Source organism: Pseudomonas sp. MDT1-85 (genome assembly GCF_054898065.1).
On record NZ_CM142715.1, the window covers coordinates 5,472,016 to 5,491,184 of the forward strand.

Below are 19,169 nucleotides of genomic sequence, written 5' to 3' on the forward strand. Positions count from 1 at the left end.
CGTCGGTTGATTTGCCGCGAAAGGCGCATGGATTGCGCCGTCCGCACATACCAGGGAGGGAGTGCCAATGCCGCAACAGGGTTTCAGTCTGGTCGAACTGCTTATGGGACTGGCGATTGGCGCAATTGTTCTGTCGCTGGTCAGTCCGGCGTTTGCCACGCTCACCGAATCGAACCATCGGCAACAGGCAGCCGAGTCGCTGATCAGCGGGATCCGGCACGCCAGAACCCAAGCCATCACCCTCAACCAGAGCGTGGTCATTCATGGCATCAACGGCGACTGGAGCCAAGGCTGGCGGATCATTCTGGACATCAGCGGCAAAGGGCCGGAGGACAGCAGCAATCCACTACTGGTGGAGCGCGCAAGTGATGCTCGGACGCCGATTGTCGGTAATTGGTGGGTAGGGCGTTTCGTGCGCTTCAGCAGTCTGGGCCAACCGCAGATGCCCGGAAGGTCGTTTCAGGCAGGGACACTACATATTTGTTCGGCTCGCGAGCCTGTCAGCCAGCTCCAGGTGGTGCTGGCGGCGAGCGGCCGAGTGCGCCTGAACAGCGAAAAGGCCGAGCAGGCGCTGTGTCGAAAGGCGAAAAGCGTTAAAGCAGTGAACGCACGCGCAGCTCTTTAGGCATGGAGAAGGTGATGTTCTCCTCGCGACCGGCCAGTTCATCGGCCCCGGTGGCGCCCCAAGCCTGCAATTGCTGGATCACGCCACGCACCAGTACTTCCGGAGCGGAGGCACCGGCAGTGATGCCAACCCGCTCGACACCGTCGAACCAGCTCTTTTGCAGGTCTTCGGCGCCGTCGATCAGATAGGCCGGGGTGGCCATGCGTTCAGCCAGTTCACGCAGGCGATTGGAGTTGGAGCTGTTCGGGCTGCCGACCACCAGCACCACGTCGCATTCATCGGCCAGTTGCTTGACGGCGTCCTGACGGTTTTGCGTGGCGTAGCAGATGTCGTCCTTGCGCGGACCGCCGATCGCCGGGAATCGAGTACGCAGGGCGTCGATCACGCGACTGGTATCGTCCATGGACAGGGTGGTCTGGGTGACGAAGGCCAGTCTTTCAGGGTTGTTTACTTGCAACGCGGCGACGTCTTTCTCGTCCTCGACCAGATAGATCGCGCCACCATTGCTGCCATCGTACTGGCCCATGGTGCCTTCGACTTCCGGGTGACCGGCGTGGCCGATGAGGATGCATTCCCGGCCGTCGCGGCTGTAACGCGCGACTTCGATGTGCACCTTGGTCACCAGCGGGCAGGTCGCGTCGAACACTTTCAGGCCACGGCCTGCGGCTTCGGTACGCACGGCCTGGGAAACGCCATGGGCGCTGAAGATCACGATGACGTCGTCCGGCACCTGATCCAGCTCTTCGACGAAGATCGCCCCACGGGCGCGCAGGTCTTCGACGACGAATTTGTTGTGGACCACTTCGTGGCGGACGTAGATCGGTGGCCCGAAGACTTCCAGGGCGCGGTTGACGATTTCGATCGCCCGGTCCACACCGGCGCAGAAGCCACGGGGGTTGGCGAGTTTGATTTGCATGCTGTGCCTCGTGTCTTGCGCGCAAGAAGTTAGAACATTGTAGGAGCAGAGCTTGCTCGCGAAGGCGTTATCACTTTCAACATCAATGTTGAACGAGACACCGCCTTCGCGAGCAAGCTCTGCTCCTACACTTGACCGTATTACAGCGCTTTGACGTTGATGATCTCGACGTCGAAGGTCAAGGTTTTACCGGCCAGCGGGTGGTTGAAGTCGATGGTCACCTGGGCGTCATCGAATTCTTTCACCACACCGGGCAGCTCAGTATTGGCCGCATCATTGAAGATCACCAGCAATCCTGGCGACAACTCCATGTCCTTGAACTGCGAACGCGGGATGATCTGCACGTTTTGCGGGTTCGGCTGACCAAAGGCGTTTTCCGGCTCGATGGTCAGGATGCGTTTGTCGCCGGCCTTGAAGCCGAACAGCGCTGCTTCGAAACCTGGCAACAGGCTGCCATCGCCAACCTTGAAGGTCGCCGGGGCTTTGTCGAAGGTACTGTCGACGGTGTCGCCGTTCTCAAGACGCAATGCAAAGTGCAAGGTGACTTCCGTGTTCTGGCCGATGCGTTGCTCAGCCAATACCTGTTCAGTCATGAACGGTTTCTCCGGTCTTTTTACTTTTGAACATATCCAGTGCAAGCATCACGGCACCGACAGTGATTGCACTGTCGGCAAAGTTGAACGCCGGGAAATACCAGCGGTTCTGCCAATGCACCAGAATGAAATCGATCACATGGCCCAAGGCAATGCGGTCGTACAGGTTACCCAGCGCGCCACCCAGCACCAGTGCCAAGGCGACTGCCAGCCAGGTTTCGTTGCGCCCCAAGCGCTTGAGCCAAACCACCAGCACCGCACTGACCACCACCGCGATCAGGGCGAACAGCCAGCGCTGCCAGCCCGAGCTGTCAGCCAGGAAACTGAACGCTGCGCCGGTGTTGTAGGCCAGGGTCCAGCTGAAGTAATCGGGGATCACCACGATTTGCTGGTACATGCTCAGCGAGCCTTCGAAGTAGAACTTGCTGGCCTGGTCGATGACCAGGACCAGCAAACTCAACCAGAGCCAGCTCAGCCGTCCGAAACGGCCAACGGCGTTAGGCATAGTGACGAACCTCGCCAGCGCCGCTGATGTTGTCGACGCAACGACCGCAGATTTCCGGATGCTCCGGGTTCACGCCGACGTCTTCACGGCAATGCCAGCAACGGGCGCACTTGGCATGGCTCGACTTGACCACTTTGAGCTTCAGGCCGCCAACTTCGGTGACCACCGCATCGGCCGGCGCCTGCACGAACGGCGCAACGGTAGCAGTCGAGGTAATCAACACGAAGCGCAGTTCGTTGCTCAGCTTGGCCAGGTCGGCGCTCAAAGCCTCTTCGGCGTACAGCGTCACTTCGGCTTGCAGGTTGCCCCCGACGGCCTTGGCCGCGCGCTGGATTTCCATTTCCTTGTTGACCGCGACCTTCACCGCCATGATCCGCTCCCAGTAGGCGCGGTCCAGCTCGACGTTTTCCGGCAGCTCGGTCAGGCCTTCATACCAGGTGTTGAGCATTACCGATTCGTTACGCTCGCCCGGCAGGTATTCCCACAGTTCATCGGCGGTGAATGCCAGGATCGGCGCGATCCAGCGCACCAGCGCTTCGGAGATGTGGTACAGCGCGGTTTGCGCCGAACGGCGGGCCTTGCTGTTGGCGCCAGTGGTGTACTGACGGTCCTTGATGATGTCGAGGTAGAAACCGCCCAGCTCCTGCACGCAGAAGTTGTGGATCTTGGAGTAGACGTTCCAGAAGCGGTATTCACCGTAGTGCTCTTGCAGCTCGCGTTGCAGCAGCAGGGTGCGGTCCACGGCCCAACGGTCCAGCGCCAGCATTTCTTCGGCTGGCAGGATGTCGGTGGCCGGATTGAAACCGGTCAGGTTGGAAAGCAGGAAGCGCGCGGTATTACGTATGCGCCGGTAGGCGTCCGCACTGCGCTGCAGGATCTGCTCGGAAACCGCCATTTCACCCGAGTAATCGGTAGAAGCGACCCACAGACGCATGATGTCGGCGCCCAGGGTGTCGTTGACCTTTTGCGGCGCGATCACGTTGCCCAGGGACTTGGACATCTTGCGGCCGGACTCGTCGACGGTGAAGCCGTGAGTCAGCAGTTCGCGGTATGGCGCGTGGTTGTCGATGGCGCAACCGGTCAGCAACGACGAGTGGAACCAGCCACGGTGTTGGTCCGAACCTTCCAGGTACAGGTCGGCACGTGGACCGGTCTCGTGGCCCATCGGGTGCGAACCGCGCAGGACGTGCCAGTGCGTGGTGCCCGAGTCGAACCAGACGTCCAGGGTATCGCTGATCTTGTCGTACAGCGGCGCTTCTTCACCGAGCAACTCGGCGGCGTCCATCTTGAACCAGGCTTCGATGCCTTCGACTTCGACGCGCTGGGCGACGATTTCCATCAGCTCGACGGTGCGTGGGTGCAGCTCGCCGCTTTCCTTGTTCAGGAAGAACGGGATCGGCACGCCCCAGTTGCGCTGACGGGAGATGCACCAGTCCGGACGGTTGGCGATCATCGAGTGCAGACGCGCCTGGCCCCAGGCCGGAACGAATTTGGTGTCTTCAATGGCTTTGATCGCCCGCTTGCGCAGGGTGTCGCCAGAAGTCGGCTCTTTGTCCATGCCGATGAACCACTGCGCGGTGGCGCGGTAGATCAGCGGAGTCTTGTGACGCCAGCAGTGCATGTAGCTGTGTTCGATGATGGTGGTATGCAGCAGCGCGCCGACTTCCGACAGTTTGTCGACGATTGCCGGGTTGGCTTTCCAGATGAACTGGCCGCCGAAGAACTCCAGCGACGTCGCGTATACCCCGTTGCTTTGCACCGGGTTGAGGATGTCGTCGTTGACCATGCCATAGGCTTTGCAGGTCACGAAGTCGTCCACGCCGTAAGCCGGGGCGGAGTGAACCACGCCGGTGCCCGCGCCCAGTTCGACGTATTCGGCCAGGTAAACCGGCGACAGGCGATCGTAGAACGGGTGACGGAAGTTGATCAGTTCCAGTTCTTTACCGGTGGTGGTCGCAATGACCGAACCTTCCAGGCTGTAGCGGGCAAGGCACGACTCGACCAGCTCTTCAGCCAGCACCAGCAGTTTGTCGCCAGCATCGACCAGGGCGTAGTTGAACTCGGGGTGAACGTTCAGCGCCTGGTTGGCCGGGATGGTCCACGGGGTGGTGGTCCAGATCACGATCGAAGCAGGTTTGCCCAGCGATGGCAGGCCGAACGCGGCAGCCAGTTTGGCTTCATCAGCGATCGGGAACGCCACGTCGATGGTCGCGGATTTTTTGTTCTCGTACTCGACTTCCGCTTCAGCCAGGGCCGAACCGCAGTCAAAGCACCAGTTCACAGGCTTCAGGCCCTTGAACACGAAGCCACCCTTGACGATTTCCGCCAGGGCACGGATTTCACCGGCCTCGTTTTTGAAGTCCATGGTCTTGTACGGATTGGCGAAGTCGCCCAACACGCCCAGACGGATGAATTCGGATTTCTGGCCCTCGATTTGCTCGGTGGCGTAGGCACGGCACAGTTCGCGGGTCTTGTCCGCGCCCAGGTTCTTGCCGTGGGTCACTTCGACTTTGTGCTCGATCGGCAGACCGTGGCAGTCCCAGCCCGGAACATAAGGCGCGTCGAAACCCGACAGGGTTTTCGACCGGATGATCATGTCCTTGAGAATCTTGTTCAGCGCATGACCGATGTGAATCGTGCCGTTGGCGTACGGAGGACCGTCGTGAAGTACGAACTTCGGACGATCCTTGCCAATCTCGCGCAACTTACCGTACAGGCCAATGCTGTCCCAGCGCTGCAGAATCTGCGGTTCGCGCTGAGGCAGGCCGGCCTTCATTGGGAAGGCGGTGTCCGGAAGGTTTAGCGTGGCTTTATAGTCGGTCATTTAAGGCTCTTCATTAGCGATTGGCGCTAGGTGCGACAGGGCACGGGCGGCGGCGACATCCGCATTGATCGCCGTCTTAAGCGCCTCCAGAGAGGCGAAACGCTGCTCTTCACGCAGCTTGTGGTGGAAAACCACCGTCAAACGCCGGTCATACAGATCGCCGGCAAAATCTAAAAGATGTACTTCGAGGTGGGCTTTGCCATCACCTTGGACCGTTGGCCGCACGCCGATATTGGCGACGCCTGGCCAGGTCTTGCCGTCGATGTCGACGTTGACCAGGTAAACCCCGCTCAGCGGCACACGACGACGCTTGAGCTGCACGTTGGCCGTGGGCGTGCCCAATTGACGCGCCAGCTTCTGGCCGTGCAAAACTCGCCCGGCAATCCGGTACGGCCGACCAAGCAGCCGTTCGGCCAAGGCAAAATCGGCAGCGGCCAGGGCATTCCGCACCTGAGTGCTGCTGACACGAATGCCGTCCAGCTCGACGGTCTGCGCCGCTTCGACGGTAAACCCCTGAAGGACGCCAGCCTGTTGCAGGAAATCGAAATCCCCTAGCCGGTCACAGCCGAAACGGAAATCGTCACCGACCTCCAGATGCTGCACGCCGAGGCCGTCCACCAGAATGGTATCGACGAATTCGCTGGCGCTGAGTTTGCTCAGGCGGTGATTGAACGCCAGGCACAGCACCCGGTCGACACCTTCCACGGCCAGCAACTGCAGTTTGTCCCGCAGCCGGGCCAGACGGGCCGGGGCGGTGTCCGGGGCGAAGAATTCTCGCGGCTGCGGCTCAAAAATCACCACGCAGCTGGGCACGCCCAACTCGAGCGCACGCTCACGCAGCCGGGCCAGGATAGCCTGGTGACCACGGTGAACACCGTCAAAGTTGCCAATAGTGGCGACACAGCCCCGATGCTGGGGGCGCAGGTTGTGGAGGCCTCGAACCAGCTGCATAACGCGCTTCTTGCTCATAAAGTGGTCGATTATAACCACACCCGGCGGCCGACGACAGGCAACACCGTAACCCAAAGTGATCGAGCCGACAAAACCGTCGGCCCGCCCGTGTTTATCGAGACAAAAGCCTCAGTTCAGCGCTTTGCGATTGAAGTCGCGCAAACGGAAGCCCATCAACAGCAACATACCGAAATAGACCACCACGCCGGCGATCACCAATGCGCCCAGTCGCAGCAAACGCTCCAGCATATGCCCTTGCGCCCAAGCCGGCATAAAGTGCATTGCACCCAGCAATACCGCGGACATCACCGCCACCGCCACCAGCAGTTTGAGCCCGAACTTCGCCCAGCCCGGCTGAGGCTGATACATCTGCTGCTTGCGCAGTTGATAGAACAACAGCCCGGCATTGAGGCACGCACCCGCGCTGATGGCCAGGGCCAGACCGGCATGAGCCAGCGGACCGATCAGCACCAGGTTGAACAGCTGGGTGACGATCAGGGTGAAAATCGCGATTTTCACTGGAGTCCGAATGTTTTGTTGCGCATAAAAGCCCGGCGCCAGCACTTTGATCACGATAATCCCCAGCAAGCCGACCGAATAAGCAATCAGCGCGCGCTGGGTCATGGCCGCATCGAAAGCGCTGAACTGACCGTACTGGAACAGCGAAACCGTCAGCGGCTCAGCCAGAATCCCCAGCGCCAGGGCGCACGGCAATACCAGCATGAAACACAGGCGCAGCCCCCAATCGAGGATCCGCGAGTATTCGTGGCGATCCTGGCTGGCATAGGTCCTGGCCAGAGTCGGCAGCAGAATCGTGCCCAGCGCCACACCCAGCACGCCGGAGGGCAATTCCATCAGGCGATCGGCGTAATACATCCAGGACACGGAGCCAGCCACCAGAAACGAAGCAAATATGGTGTTGATGATCAGCGAAATCTGGCTCACCGAAACACCGATGATCGCTGGCAGCATCTGTTTCATGACCCGCCAGACACCGCTATCGCGCAGATTCAGGCGTGGCAGCACCAGCATGCCGATCTTTTTAAGGTGCGGCAGCTGAAACAGCAATTGCGCCAGACCGCCCACCAGAACGGCCCAGCCCAGCGCCATTACCGGCGGATCGAAATACGGCGTCAGGAACACCGCAAAGATGATCATGCTGACATTGAGCAGGGTTGGCACGAAGGCCGGGACCGAGAAGCGGTTCCAGGTATTGAGGATCGCGCCGGCCAATGAAGACAGGGAGATCAGCAATATATAAGGAAAAGTGACCCGCAGCAGATCGGTGGTCAGCTCGAATTTTTCCGGGGTGGTGACGAAACCCGGTGCCGTGGCCCAGATGACCCAAGGCGCGGCGAGCATGCCCAACGCGGTGACCAGCGCCAGCACCAGCGTCAGCAGGCCCGAGACATAGGCAATGAAGGTTCGTGTCGCTTCCTCGCCCTTCTGGCTTTTATATTCGGCGAGAATCGGCACGAAGGCTTGGGAAAAAGCTCCCTCGGCGAAGATCCGCCGCAGCAGATTGGGCAGTTTGAAGGCGATAAAGAAGGCGTCGGTCGCCATTCCCGCACCAAATGCGCGAGCGATAAGGGTGTCGCGAACGAACCCCAACACCCGGGAGACCATCGTGATAGAGCTGACAGCGGCCAACGATTTGAGCAGATTCATTGAAAGAGTTTTTGCCTGTCGATAAACAGCAGGCGAACAACGCGCCCACTTATGCGATACTCCGCGCCGCAACAGCACAGAGCCAAAGCTCGCGAGTTTACAGGTCGCACGCCGGAAAGAAATATCCAGCTCACCGCCCCCTTGAAAACGTAGCGAGCGAAGGCAAGACAAGGCGAAAGCAGGCGAGAAAGCGCAGTTGACTCTAGTCAATGAGCATTTCGAGTCTGCTTTCAACGCTGTATTGCCGAGCGCAGTAGTTTTCATGGGGGTGGAACCGGCCACTTAGCGGATCGTCTCTCCCGCCCTTGACAAGACATCAACTCATCGGCATGATTCGCGGCCTATTTTGTTTGCTATTTCCTAAAAAGTCTTTCGAGGAGCTCGACGGTGGCCAACACACCTTCCGCCAAAAAACGTGCAAAACAGGCTGAGAAGCGTCGCAGCCACAACGCCAGCCTGCGTTCCATGGTTCGTACCTACATCAAGAATGTAGTTAAAGCCATCGACGCAAAAGACGCTGAAAAAGCTCAAGCTGCTTACGTTCTGGCTGTGCCAGTTATCGACCGTATGGCCGATAAAGGCATCATCCACAAGAACAAAGCTGCTCGCCATAAGAGCCGCCTGAATGGCCACGTAAAGGCCCTGAACGTTGCCGCTGCTGCCTAAGCGACACGCTCATTAAAAAACCGACCTCAGGGTCGGTTTTTTATTGCCTGCGATTTATCAAATACACCGCAAAAAAAAATGCGGGAGCGAGCCTGCTCGCGATTGCGGACGTCTAGCCAGCATAGATGCTGAATGTCAGTCCGCTATCGCGAGCAGGCTCGCTCCCACACTTCGACTTGCGTCAGCTTATTGAGCGTGCGTCCACGGCAGAATCGGAATCGCCGTCACCGCATTCTGCGGACTGCCTTCGATCAAACGATCGCTATAAACCAGATACACCAGCGTATTGCGCCTCTCATCGAGGAATCGCACCACCTGCATGGTCTTGAACACTAACGAAGTGCGCTCCTTGAACACCTCCTCGCCATCCTTGAGCTCACCCTTGAAGTTGATCGGCCCGACCTGACGGCACGCAATAGATGCCTCTGCGCGATCCTCAGCCAGACCCAACCCACCCTTTACACCGCCGGTTTTGGCGCGCGACAGATAGCAGGTCACGCCATCCACTTTCGGATCATCAAACGCTTCGACAACGATACGGTCGTTCGGGCCGACGAACTTGAACACCGTCGACACCTGGCCAATTTCATCGGCCGAGGCCAGTAGCGGCATCGCCAACAACAAGCCCAATAATCCTTTTGCCACACGCATTCAGGTACTCCTTCAGACCAGAATCAGGTTATCGCGGTGAACCAGTTCCGGCTCCGCCATGTAACCCAGCAGACCGACAATCGCCTCAGACGACTGACCGATGATTTTTTGTGCTTCCAGAGCACTGTAGTTAGCCAGGCCACGGGCGATTTCACGACCGTCCGGCGCCACGCAGACCACCATTTCGCCACGACGAAAACTGCCCTGGACCAGTTTTACGCCCACCGGCAGCAAACTTTTGTTGCCTTCGGACAACGCCGTCACCGCTCCCGCATCCAGCACCAGGGTGCCGCGGGTTTGCAGATGCCCGGCCAGCCACTGCTTGCGCGCAGCCAGCATGCCGCGCTCTGGCGACAACAAGGTGCCGATGCGCTCGCCTGCCTTGAGACGATCCAACACTCGCTCAATGCGCCCACCGACAATGATGGTGTGCGCACCGGAACGCGCCGCCAGACGCGCAGCGCGCAACTTGGTCTGCATACCGCCACGGCCCAGCGCGCCGCCCGTACTGCCAGCCACCGCATCCAGCGCCGGATCATCGGCACGCGCTTCGTAAATCAGCTTGGCGTCGGGATTGTTGCGCGGATCGGCGTCGAACATGCCATCGCGATCGGTGAGGATCACCAGCAAATCGGCTTCGACCAGGTTCGCCACCAGCGCCGCGAGAGTATCGTTGTCGCCGAAACGGATTTCGTCAGTGACCACGGTGTCGTTCTCGTTGATCACCGGGATCACCTTGAGCTCGACCAGCGCGCGCAAGGTACTGCGAGCGTTCAGGTAGCGCTTGCGGTCGGACAAATCGTCGTGCGTCAGGAGAATCTGCGCGGTATGCCGGCCATGCTCGGCGAAGCTCGACTCCCAAGCCTGCACCAAACCCATCTGACCGATGGCGGCAGCCGCCTGCAACTCGTGCATTGCACTGGGTCGCACGGTCCAGCCCAGACGACTCATGCCCGCCGCCACCGCCCCGGAGGACACCAGCACCAGCTCAACACCCGCCTCGTGCAGGGCAACCATCTGCTCGACCCAGACACCCATTGCCGCGCGATCCAGGCCTTTGCCGTCCGCCGTCAGCAAAGCGCTGCCGATCTTCACGACCCAACGCTGCGCACCTGTCACCTTGCTCCGCATCATCTTCAACCTTAGCTTGAGGACAGCACGACCCAGCGCTGCCCATGACGTTATTCGTGACTACCGATTTCCAGATACTAAAACGCCGCTCTAGTGAGCGGCGCTTAAGTTTATCGCAACGAATCAGTCACGCACGTAAATGATTTCCGGACCGTCTTCGTCATCCACATCTTCTTCGTCCCAATCGTCGTCACCGATGTCATGGACCGACTTCACACCACTGCGACGCAGGGCACGCTGATCGTCCAGCGCCTGCAACTGGGCGCGCGCTTCATCTTCGATGCGCTGATCGAGCTCGGCCAGCTCTTCCTTGTAGGCCGGATCGTTAGCCAGACGATCGGCACGATCTTCCAGGTAACGCATGATGTCATGGCAAAGACGCTCAGTGCCTTGCTTGGCGATAGCGGAGATCACGTAGACCGGACCGGTCCACTCCAGACGATCAACGATTTCCTTGACGCGAGCGTCGTGCTCTTCTTCAAGGATCTGGTCGCACTTGTTCAGCACCAGCCAGCGATCACGCTCAGCCAGGGACGGGCTGAACTTGGTCAGCTCGCTCACGATTACTTCAGCGGCATCCGGAGCACTGGCCTCATCCAGCGGCGCCATGTCGACGAGATGCAGCAGCAGACGGGTACGCGACAAGTGCTTGAGGAAACGAATCCCCAGGCCCGCGCCGTCGGAAGCACCTTCGATCAGGCCCGGAATGTCCGCCACCACGAAGCTCTTCCAGCGATCGACGCTGACCACACCCAGGTTCGGCACCAGAGTGGTGAACGGGTAGTCGGCGACTTTCGGCTTGGCAGCCGATACCGAGCGAATGAAGGTACTTTTGCCAGCGTTCGGCAAGCCGAGCAAACCGACATCCGCCAACACCTTCATTTCCAGTTTCAGGTCGCGCTGCTCACCCGGCTTGCCCGGCGTGGTCTGGCGCGGCGCCCGGTTGGTGCTGGATTTGAAACGAGTGTTACCCAGACCGTGCCAGCCGCCGTGAGCCACCAGCAGACGCTGGCCGGCTTTGGTCAGGTCGCCGATCACTTCCTGAGTCGCGGAATCGATGACAGTAGTGCCGACCGGAACACGCAGCACCAGCTCCTCACCTTTCTTGCCGGTGCAATCAGTGCTGCCGCCGTTGGAACCGCGCTCGGCATCGAAGTGCCGGGTGTAACGGTAGTCCACCAAGGTGTTCAGGTTTTCGTCGGCAACCATGTAGACCGAGCCGCCATCACCACCGTCACCGCCGTTCGGGCCGCCGTTTTCAATGAATTTTTCGCGACGGAAGCTCATGCAACCGTTGCCGCCGTCCCCAGCCTTTACTCGAATCGATACTTCATCAACAAACTTCATAACAAAACGCCTCTCGCCATACGGACGAGCCGAAAAAACCTAGACATAAGACTCTTGCAAAAATGAGCGCAGCGACCTCAATCAACGACCGCCAATACAGCGCTGGAGCCCATCACAAACAGCTTTGCAAGAGACTCACCCCACAAACGAAAAAGCCCCGTCGCAAGACAGGGCTTTTCCAGCAACTACGTAATTATGCCGCGACGACGTCAGTCTTCGGAACAATGCTTACGTAACGACGACCGAAGGCGCCTTTTACTTCGAACTTGATCACGCCGTCGATTTTAGCGAACAGAGTGTGATCTTTGCCCATGCCAACGCCGTAGCCAGCGTGGAATTGGGTGCCGCGCTGACGCACGATGATGTTGCCCGGAATGATAACCTGGCCGCCATACATCTTCACGCCAAGGCGTTTGGCTTCTGAGTCGCGACCGTTACGGGTACTACCACCAGCTTTTTTGTGTGCCATGAGTTCAATTCTCCTAGTGAGGAATTAGGCTGAAATTAAGCCTGAATACCGGTGATTTTGATCTCGGTGTACCACTGGCGGTGGCCCATACGCTTCATGTGGTGCTTACGACGACGGAACTTGATGATGCGGACTTTATCGTGACGACCTTGGGAGATCACTTCAGCCACAACGGTAGCGCCAGGAACAACTGGAGCGCCAATATTCACGTCGTCGCCATTGGCAACCAACAGAACGCGATCAAAAGTAACGGATTCGCCGGTAGCGATTTCCAGTTTTTCGATCTTCAGGTATTCACCTGGAGCAACTTTGTACTGCTTGCCACCAGTAACGATTACTGCATAAGACATGGTATTTCTCCGATAATCCTGCTCACCCAGCTCTTTATAAGAAGAGGTATTGGCTGGCATGGCTGCATAAGGCTGGAAGGCCTGTTTGCAATTGCGTAAGGCAGGTGCTGCCCAGGAAGTTCAGGGTGCGCGATTGTACGCAAGCTGCCGGGGCGATGCAAGAGGCTGTCCATCGTGCCTTGACACCCGCCGACGTGGGTCCTAGCATGCCGCGCAACCCTTCTGGAGCAACTGTCGCTGATGCAACCCCAAGCTTTCTACCGCGCGGTGGCGGACGATTTTAGCGCCGTCGACGGCATCATCAAGAAACAGCTGACTTCCCGAGTGCCGCTGGTATCGAAAATCGGCGACTACATTACCTCGGCTGGCGGTAAACGTCTGCGCCCGTTGCTCGTGCTGCTGTGCGGCAAGGCGCTCGGCCGCGAAGGCGATGACCTGCGCCTGTTGGCCGCGACCATCGAGTTCCTGCACACCGCCACCCTGCTGCACGACGACGTCGTCGACATGTCCGGCATGCGCCGTGGCCGCTCGACCGCCAACGCCATGTGGGGCAACGCACCGAGCGTGCTGGTGGGCGACTTCCTGTATTCGCGCTCTTTCGAAATGATGGTCGAACTGGGCTCCATGCCGGTTATGAAGATCCTTTCGCAAGCCACGCGCATCATCGCCGAAGGCGAAGTGTTGCAGCTGTCGAAAGTCCGCGACGCCAGCACCACCGAAGAAACCTACATGGAAGTCATCCGCGGCAAAACCGCGATGCTCTTCGAAGCTTCGACCCACAGTGCCGCGGCCCTGGCCGGTGCCACGCCGGAACAGAGCGAAGCACTGCGCACTTTCGGCGATCACCTGGGGGTGGCCTTCCAATTGGTCGACGACCTGCTGGATTACCGTGGCGACGCCGAAACCCTGGGCAAGAACGTCGGTGACGATCTGGCCGAAGGTAAACCGACGCTGCCGCTGATCTACACCATGCGCGAAGGCACCCCGGAGCAGGCCGCACTGGTTCGTCAGGCGATCCAGAAAGGCGGCATCGAAGATCTGGAAAGCATTCGTGAAGCCGTTGAAGCTTCCGGCTCGCTGGATTACACCGCGCAACTGGCCCGCGACTACGTGGCCCGTGCGATCAAATGCCTCGACGCCCTGCCCGCCAGCGAATATCGCGATGCGTTGGTGGAATTGAGCGAGTTTGCGGTCGCCCGCACGCACTGACACGTGCCCTGTAGGAGCGAGGCTTGCCCGCGAATGCGATCTACCAGTCGACACCAATGTGACTGACACACCGCATTCGCGGGCAAGCCTCGCTCCTACAAAATCATGTGTCGCCCCCTCCCCCGTATAAACCCTATATAATGTGCGCTTTTTAGCCATCCTGAATCCAAGGAGCTTTAGTGAGCACGTTGCCACCCTGCCCGAAATGCAATTCCGAATACACCTATGAAGACGGCGCGCAGCTGATCTGCCCGGAGTGCGCCCACGAGTGGTCCGCCAGCGGCGAAGCCGAAGCGGCCTCCGATGACACCGTGAAAAAGGATTCGGTCGGCAATGTCCTGCAGGATGGCGATACCATCACCGTGATCAAGGACCTCAAGGTCAAAGGCACGTCGCTGGTGGTCAAGGTCGGCACCAAGGTCAAGAACATCCGCCTGTGCGATGGCGACCACGACATCGACTGCAAGATCGATGGCATTGGCCCGATGAAACTCAAATCCGAGTTCGTCAGAAAAGTCTGAATCTGCTGTATTCCATCCCGCGCCAGGCGTGGGATGTCGCTTCGCCCTTCCCCGCATCACCCAGCATTCCCACGCAGTAGCCAAACGCCAGTCGCTTTGACGCCCAGCAATTTCCCCGCAGAAAAAAACACAAACCGCCAATAGACCCTTGCTATTTGATGAATAAGAATTATTCTCATTGAAACCCATCAATGGAGATGAGACTCATGACTTATTTGATCGATGCCTGGCTGGACCGCCCACACCCCTACCTCAGAATCCTGCATCGGGAAACCGGGGAAGTCTGTGCGGTGCTTGAAGAAGAAGCCTTGAACGAGCTGCAGGATCAGGGTGATCTGGACGTCAACGGCTTAAGTTCCAGCGAGCCGGTGGTGCTCAAGGAACTGGTGCGCAATCTGTTTCTGTTCTGCTATGCCCGGGCATTGCGCCCGACCAGCGATCTGAACCACAAGATCGAAGTATGAGTAACACTGCAAATCTCTGTAGGAGCGAACCTTGCTCGCGAAGCAAGCGACTCGGTCTGAGTTCAAAACCGAGTTGATGCTTTCGCGGGCAAGCCTCGCTCCTACAGGATCAAAGGCCTACCGGTTTACAGAACGTCGAGCAGTTCGACGTCGAATACCAGTACGCTGTGCGGCGGAATGCTGCCAACGCCTTGAGCGCCGTAAGCCAGTTCGCTCGGCACGTACAGACGCCATTTGCTGCCGGCGTTCATCAGTTGCAGAGCTTCGGTCCAGCCAGCGATAACGCCGCCAACCGGGAATTCTGCAGGCTGACCACGATCGTAGGAGCTGTCGAACACAGTGCCGTCGATCAGAGTGCCGTGGTAGTGAGTGCGCACTTGATCTTCACGGGTCGGCTTGGCGCCTTCACCTTGAGTCAGCACTTCGAACTGCAGCCCGGAAGCCAGAGTGGTGATGCCTTCGCGCTTGGCGTTTTCAGCCAGGAAAGCCAGGCCTTCGCCAGCAGCGGCTTCAGCCTTGGCCGCAGCTTCGGCTTGCATGATTTCGCGGATCACCTTGAAGCTGGCGGACATTTCTTCCTGGCCAACACGGCTTTCCTTGCCGGCGAACGCGTCGGTCAGGCCAGCCAGGATCGCGTCCAGGCTAACGCCCGGTGGCGGGTTGTCACGCAACTGGTCGCCCAGCTGACGGCCAATGCCGTAGCTGACGCGGGTTTCGTCGGTGGACAGATTTACTTCGGACATGACACTGCTCCGCTGTGCGGACGGCCCTGGAACTTGCCGTGCGTGCACAGCGCCTCCCGGAGCGCCCGGAATCAAAAGGGCGAGCAGACTAGCACAGATGCAGTCACGTTTGAGCTGCGTCAGCGCTGTCACACAGAACGGAAGGTGATCGGTACTTTCAGGCTTTCCTCGGTGCTGGCACCGCACATTTCGTCATGAACCGACGCATGCATAACGTTGAACGACAACTTGGGAAAGGCATGAAGCACGTCACGCGCATGCTCGACCGAGCGCAGATGCATTACTTCGCCGTGGGCATCGCGCAATGGATACGCCGAACCATGCATACGAGCCTCCAGCACGTAGATCACGCCATCTACCGAGATCAGGTTCAGCTCATCGATCTTTCCGGCGATGGCATACGCATTCAACTCTTGCAGGTTCATGAACGCACCTCACGCAGTGGCGAGCCAGGATCTCTACATGGATATGCCTCGACGGGCCAAAGTACAAGCCACAGACGACACCACCCGTCTGTTTCATACCTCTTCTTGTAGGAGCGAGGCTTGCCCGCGAAGGCGGTGTAACAGACAACACTTATGTCGACTGACACGGCCTCTTCGCGGGCAAGCCTCGCTCCTACAAAGGATTGTGCAGATCAGTGCTTGGTCAGCTTGTCCAGATAGCCCATGGCGAACGCCGACACCACGAAAGTCATGTGAATGACCACGTACCACTTCAAATGCTCTGGATCGACGTTTTTGGCGTCCATGAAGATCCGTAGCAGGTGAATGGACGAAATCGCCACGATGGACGCCGCGACCTTCATTTTCAACGAAGATGAATCCATGGTGCCCAACCAGTTGAGCTTTTCCTTGCTGTCGTCAATATCCAGCTGGGAAACGAAGTTCTCGTAACCGGAGATCATCACCATCACCAGCAAGCCGCCCACCAGCGCCATGTCGATCAGCGACAGTAGTACCAGAATCAGATCCGATTCGGCTATCGAGAACACGTTAGGGATGACATGGAAGACTTCCTGGAAGAATTTCAGTGCCAACGCCAGCAAGCCCAGGGACAAACCGAAGTAGATGGGCGCCAGTAACCAGCGGGAGGCGTACATTGCATTTTCGATAAAGCGTTCCATTGAATCTCACACAAGCGGCTGGAAATGGCGGCGAGTATAACAGCCACCTGTTACACCCAGAAACCGCCGGAAAATCCGCAACCTGCGTGTGTGTGACAAAGTTTTTCTGCTAGTGTCCAGATGATTGACAGGTCAGCGACGTCGGACAGGAAGACTGGAAATGGATGTGCGATTGCCTTTAACGAGTGCCGGACTTTGCCTCACGTTACTGCTCGGAGGCTGTTCACCCAGTGATGAAAAACGCCAGGTCAGCCTCGAAGAAAAAATCGCACAGTTCGAACAATCCCTGGAGACGATCGAGGACCCCAAACTCAAGGATGCCGTGGCCGAGCTAGGCGGTTCCCTATTGTTACTCGAGCGCGCGCATCTCAAGCTCGATACCAAACCAGTGGTCACCGAATACGGCGAAGGTGCTCTCGCCGTGCTCAAGCACTACCCCACGCCCCAGGCGCTGGTCGACACCTACATCAACGGTCTGTTCGTGCTGCACAAGGAGTCCAGCTCGGACTACCTGACCGACTTGCAACCTGTATTCCCCTTCAACTTCAACATTCCGGGCGCGTTCCTTTTTCCTCATGGCCTGGAATGGCGATCGGTGACCCTGAGCAACAAGCGCGTCATCGCGTTCCAGCCGGAATGGTCGGAAACCGATCCCGGCATTCAGCTGAGCCCCTCGAGCTCCAACCTGACCAACCCCGATGATTTGACGGTGACCTACCCCTTCATCGAAGGCCTGGATGTGGACAAGAAGAGCCAGCCACAACCGGTGAGCCTGCAAGGCCAGGTGGAAGTCATCGCCCCGCGCCGGCTCTACAGCTTCGACCTGACGAAAAAGGACGTCGGCCAGACTCGCACCAACGACAATCTCAGTGTCACCCTGCTGAAACTGACCAATAACTACGCCGAGATCGAGTTCAATAACAGCGCGCCGTTGGCCCCCGAGATACGTGACACATCACTCAACCCACTGATCGTTCAGGCCAGAGACGCCACCGGGCAGTTCCTCTCTCGCTCAGGTGCGATCAACGAAACAGCCGCGCAAATTGCGTTTTATCAGAAACAACTGACAAAGATGCAACAGCAGAAGGCCTGGAGCGAAGCGTTCGAAAAACAGCTCGATGAGGAGCAGCGTGCTTTTGAAAAGCAACAAACCCGGCATTACACCAAGGTCTACTTCAACGGGCCGATCGACACCGTCGAGGCCAGTCTGCTGGACTTCTCGGCGGTCACCGTGACCCGCAAGGAACTGGACCTGCCAATACGCCGCTTCGACCCGCACACCACGGAAAAAGCCATCCAGCCACTGACCTTGCCGGTGGTGGTGTATGACGACCAGGCTGCGATTTGGCTCAAGGGCGCAACGTTGAGCGAGGAACAACTGAAAAAAAGCATCAGCATCAGTCAGTCGGTGGATGACCCGAGTGCCGCTCGCATCGAATTCAATCACCTCAGAAGCTTCAATGATGAACTGCTTGGCACCTCATTCAATCCCGGCGAAAGCCCGGTGACGTTCTTTACCCAAGACCGCAATGGCCAGCGCGATGGGCCGATCGAGCTGCCGCCAGAGGCGTATCAGGTCGATCCAATACGCGGCGACATCATCTATGATCTGAACCTGTTTCCGGAAACGCCGGCCTACGCTGTGGGTTCCATGCCGCACTTGCTGGCGACTATCGACCAGCAAACATACGACGCCCGCCAGTTGCCCAAAGGCCTGGAGTTCAAAGGGAATGCGTTGGTGGTTGATCTGAAGCTGTTTCCCGCCCAGGACTGGCGTTTTTTCGCCAAGGACGACAGCGGTAATTATTTGAAAGAGATTCTTTCGGTCAGTCACGACGCGAGCGCGCAAGGCCCGGCGTTATTTGCAGTGCATTACTTCTATGGCCAGCCCACACGTCTGGAAACTTATCAGCGAACCAACCTCACCACCGTGCAATATGGGTTTGAGGTCAAACTCGACAAGGCTGAGCCAGGCAACCTTGATCAATAGTCTGTTCAGTGCTCGGGACGAAACTCGGGACCGCTAAGGTTGCGGTAACGACCACCATTGATCTCTCGCAACTGGGCTTGCAGATGCAGACACCAGATTTGCGGGTCGTCGGCCAGCTCGTAGCCATGCAAGGTCAGACTTTCAACGATGGTGTCGAGGATCGATTCAGCCACGACCGGCCCACGGAACGGGCCTTGGGCCTTGATGGCAGAAGGCTGCTCGCCGGCCATTCCGGCGGCGAAGAGCAAGGTCCACATGCCCGTATCTCCCGCCAGCGGGCGGATAGCACATTCGATACGGGTCACGAGGCCCAGGCATTGACGGGTGAGGCAGAGGTTGCGCGACATGGCGGCGACCCTCGGTAGATCCGGTCTTCAGCCTCCACGGGAAGGCTGTCTCGATCCAGTGATTACTGTCGAT

The 19,169-nt window shown here is 58.5% G+C and carries 21 protein-coding genes; 6 read left to right on the forward strand and 15 right to left on the reverse strand.

Translation table 11 applies throughout. The annotated features are described in order from the left end of the window. Window positions 1–67: 67 nt before the first annotated feature. The gene (locus tag ACYZT2_RS24585) at window positions 68–625 is read left to right on the forward strand and encodes a GspH/FimT family pseudopilin (protein ID WP_461968105.1); all 558 of its coding nucleotides are present in this window, start codon (window positions 68–70) and stop codon (window positions 623–625) included. Here the strand turns inward: ACYZT2_RS24585 and ispH are convergent. The 6 genes from ispH to murJ form a co-directional block, all read right to left on the reverse strand. Continuing rightward, on the reverse strand, window positions 594–1,541 hold the full coding sequence (ispH, locus tag ACYZT2_RS24590; RefSeq protein ID WP_461968107.1) for a 4-hydroxy-3-methylbut-2-enyl diphosphate reductase: 948 nt from the start codon (window positions 1,539–1,541) through the stop codon (window positions 594–596). The two genes, ACYZT2_RS24585 and ispH, sit on opposite strands and share 32 nt — an antisense overlap. Before the next feature lie 140 nt (window positions 1,542–1,681). Continuing rightward, window positions 1,682–2,119: an FKBP-type peptidyl-prolyl cis-trans isomerase gene (gene fkpB, locus ACYZT2_RS24595; protein WP_461973252.1), complete on the reverse strand. Its 438-nt coding sequence runs from the start codon at window positions 2,117–2,119 to the stop codon at window positions 1,682–1,684. 7 nt (window positions 2,120–2,126) lie between these two features. Then, complete coding sequence (gene lspA, locus ACYZT2_RS24600) at window positions 2,127–2,639, reverse strand: signal peptidase II (protein ID WP_008008698.1); 513 nt, start codon at window positions 2,637–2,639, stop codon at window positions 2,127–2,129. Then, window positions 2,632–5,463, reverse strand: coding sequence for an isoleucine--tRNA ligase (gene ileS / locus ACYZT2_RS24605; protein WP_461968110.1), 2,832 nt, complete (start codon window positions 5,461–5,463; stop codon window positions 2,632–2,634). The genes lspA and ileS overlap by 8 nt, the downstream gene beginning before the upstream one ends. Beyond that, on the reverse strand, window positions 5,464–6,414 hold the full coding sequence (gene ribF / locus ACYZT2_RS24610) for a bifunctional riboflavin kinase/FAD synthetase (RefSeq protein WP_461968112.1): 951 nt from the start codon (window positions 6,412–6,414) through the stop codon (window positions 5,464–5,466). It lies immediately after the preceding gene. A 129-nt stretch (window positions 6,415–6,543) separates the two neighbouring features. After that, complete coding sequence (gene murJ / locus ACYZT2_RS24615) at window positions 6,544–8,082, reverse strand: murein biosynthesis integral membrane protein MurJ (protein ID WP_461968114.1); 1,539 nt, start codon at window positions 8,080–8,082, stop codon at window positions 6,544–6,546. A 387-nt stretch (window positions 8,083–8,469) separates the two neighbouring features. Here murJ and rpsT point away from each other — a divergent pair, with 387 nt between their 5' ends. Continuing rightward, window positions 8,470–8,748 carry a 30S ribosomal protein S20 gene (gene rpsT / locus ACYZT2_RS24620; RefSeq protein ID WP_003185593.1) on the forward strand — a complete coding sequence of 93 codons (279 nt, stop codon included), beginning with the start codon at window positions 8,470–8,472 and terminating at the stop codon, window positions 8,746–8,748. A 186-nt stretch (window positions 8,749–8,934) separates the two neighbouring features. Here the strand turns inward: rpsT and ACYZT2_RS24625 are convergent, their stop codons facing one another. The 5 genes from ACYZT2_RS24625 to rplU all read right to left on the reverse strand — a co-directional run bounded on the left by ACYZT2_RS24625 (window position 8,935) and on the right by rplU (window position 12,696). Then, window positions 8,935–9,399: a CreA family protein gene (locus ACYZT2_RS24625; protein ID WP_461968117.1), complete on the reverse strand. Its 465-nt coding sequence runs from the start codon at window positions 9,397–9,399 to the stop codon at window positions 8,935–8,937. Between the two features lie 12 nt (window positions 9,400–9,411). Beyond that, on the reverse strand, window positions 9,412–10,530 hold the full coding sequence (gene proB, locus ACYZT2_RS24630; RefSeq protein ID WP_461973254.1) for a glutamate 5-kinase: 1,119 nt from the start codon (window positions 10,528–10,530) through the stop codon (window positions 9,412–9,414). A gap of 123 nt (window positions 10,531–10,653) precedes the next feature. Continuing rightward, the gene (gene cgtA / locus ACYZT2_RS24635) at window positions 10,654–11,877 is read right to left on the reverse strand and encodes an Obg family GTPase CgtA (RefSeq protein ID WP_461968119.1); all 1,224 of its coding nucleotides are present in this window, start codon (window positions 11,875–11,877) and stop codon (window positions 10,654–10,656) included. A 193-nt stretch (window positions 11,878–12,070) separates the two neighbouring features. After that, complete coding sequence (rpmA, locus tag ACYZT2_RS24640) at window positions 12,071–12,346, reverse strand: 50S ribosomal protein L27 (RefSeq protein WP_007901871.1); 276 nt, start codon at window positions 12,344–12,346, stop codon at window positions 12,071–12,073. A gap of 35 nt (window positions 12,347–12,381) precedes the next feature. Further along, the gene (gene rplU, locus ACYZT2_RS24645) at window positions 12,382–12,696 is read right to left on the reverse strand and encodes a 50S ribosomal protein L21 (protein WP_007901869.1); all 315 of its coding nucleotides are present in this window, start codon (window positions 12,694–12,696) and stop codon (window positions 12,382–12,384) included. 240 nt (window positions 12,697–12,936) lie between these two features. Here rplU and ACYZT2_RS24650 point away from each other — a divergent pair, with 240 nt between their 5' ends. The 3 genes from ACYZT2_RS24650 (at window position 12,937) to ACYZT2_RS24660 (ending at window position 14,890) form a co-directional block, all read left to right on the forward strand. After that, a complete protein-coding gene (locus tag ACYZT2_RS24650) occupies window positions 12,937–13,905 on the forward strand; it encodes a polyprenyl synthetase family protein (protein ID WP_305503360.1) in 969 nt (322 codons plus the stop codon). Window positions 13,906–14,084: 179 nt separating this feature from the next. Continuing rightward, a complete protein-coding gene (locus ACYZT2_RS24655) occupies window positions 14,085–14,426 on the forward strand; it encodes a zinc ribbon domain-containing protein YjdM (RefSeq protein WP_010467527.1) in 342 nt (113 codons plus the stop codon). A 206-nt stretch (window positions 14,427–14,632) separates the two neighbouring features. Then, complete coding sequence (locus tag ACYZT2_RS24660) at window positions 14,633–14,890, forward strand: PA4570 family protein (RefSeq protein WP_084319505.1); 258 nt, start codon at window positions 14,633–14,635, stop codon at window positions 14,888–14,890. A gap of 125 nt (window positions 14,891–15,015) precedes the next feature. On the opposite strand, the gene ACYZT2_RS24665 is transcribed toward ACYZT2_RS24660, so the two are convergent. The 3 genes from ACYZT2_RS24665 to ACYZT2_RS24675 form a co-directional block, all read right to left on the reverse strand. Further along, a complete protein-coding gene (locus ACYZT2_RS24665) occupies window positions 15,016–15,633 on the reverse strand; it encodes an FKBP-type peptidyl-prolyl cis-trans isomerase (protein ID WP_038981481.1) in 618 nt (205 codons plus the stop codon). A gap of 128 nt (window positions 15,634–15,761) precedes the next feature. Further along, a complete protein-coding gene (locus ACYZT2_RS24670; RefSeq protein ID WP_461968124.1) occupies window positions 15,762–16,058 on the reverse strand; it encodes a DUF6482 family protein in 297 nt (98 codons plus the stop codon). 212 nt (window positions 16,059–16,270) lie between these two features. Beyond that, the gene (locus ACYZT2_RS24675) at window positions 16,271–16,759 is read right to left on the reverse strand and encodes a TIGR00645 family protein (protein WP_461968126.1); all 489 of its coding nucleotides are present in this window, start codon (window positions 16,757–16,759) and stop codon (window positions 16,271–16,273) included. A 160-nt stretch (window positions 16,760–16,919) separates the two neighbouring features. Between ACYZT2_RS24675 and ACYZT2_RS24680 the strand changes: the two genes are divergently transcribed. Next, a complete protein-coding gene (locus ACYZT2_RS24680) occupies window positions 16,920–18,749 on the forward strand; it encodes a hypothetical protein (RefSeq protein ID WP_461968128.1) in 1,830 nt (609 codons plus the stop codon). A 5-nt stretch (window positions 18,750–18,754) separates the two neighbouring features. On the opposite strand, the gene ACYZT2_RS24685 is transcribed toward ACYZT2_RS24680, so the two are convergent. Then, entirely contained in the window at window positions 18,755–19,096 is a 342-nt protein-coding gene (locus ACYZT2_RS24685) for a PA4575 family protein (protein WP_007901845.1), read from the reverse strand. Window positions 19,097–19,169: the final 73 nt, after the last annotated feature.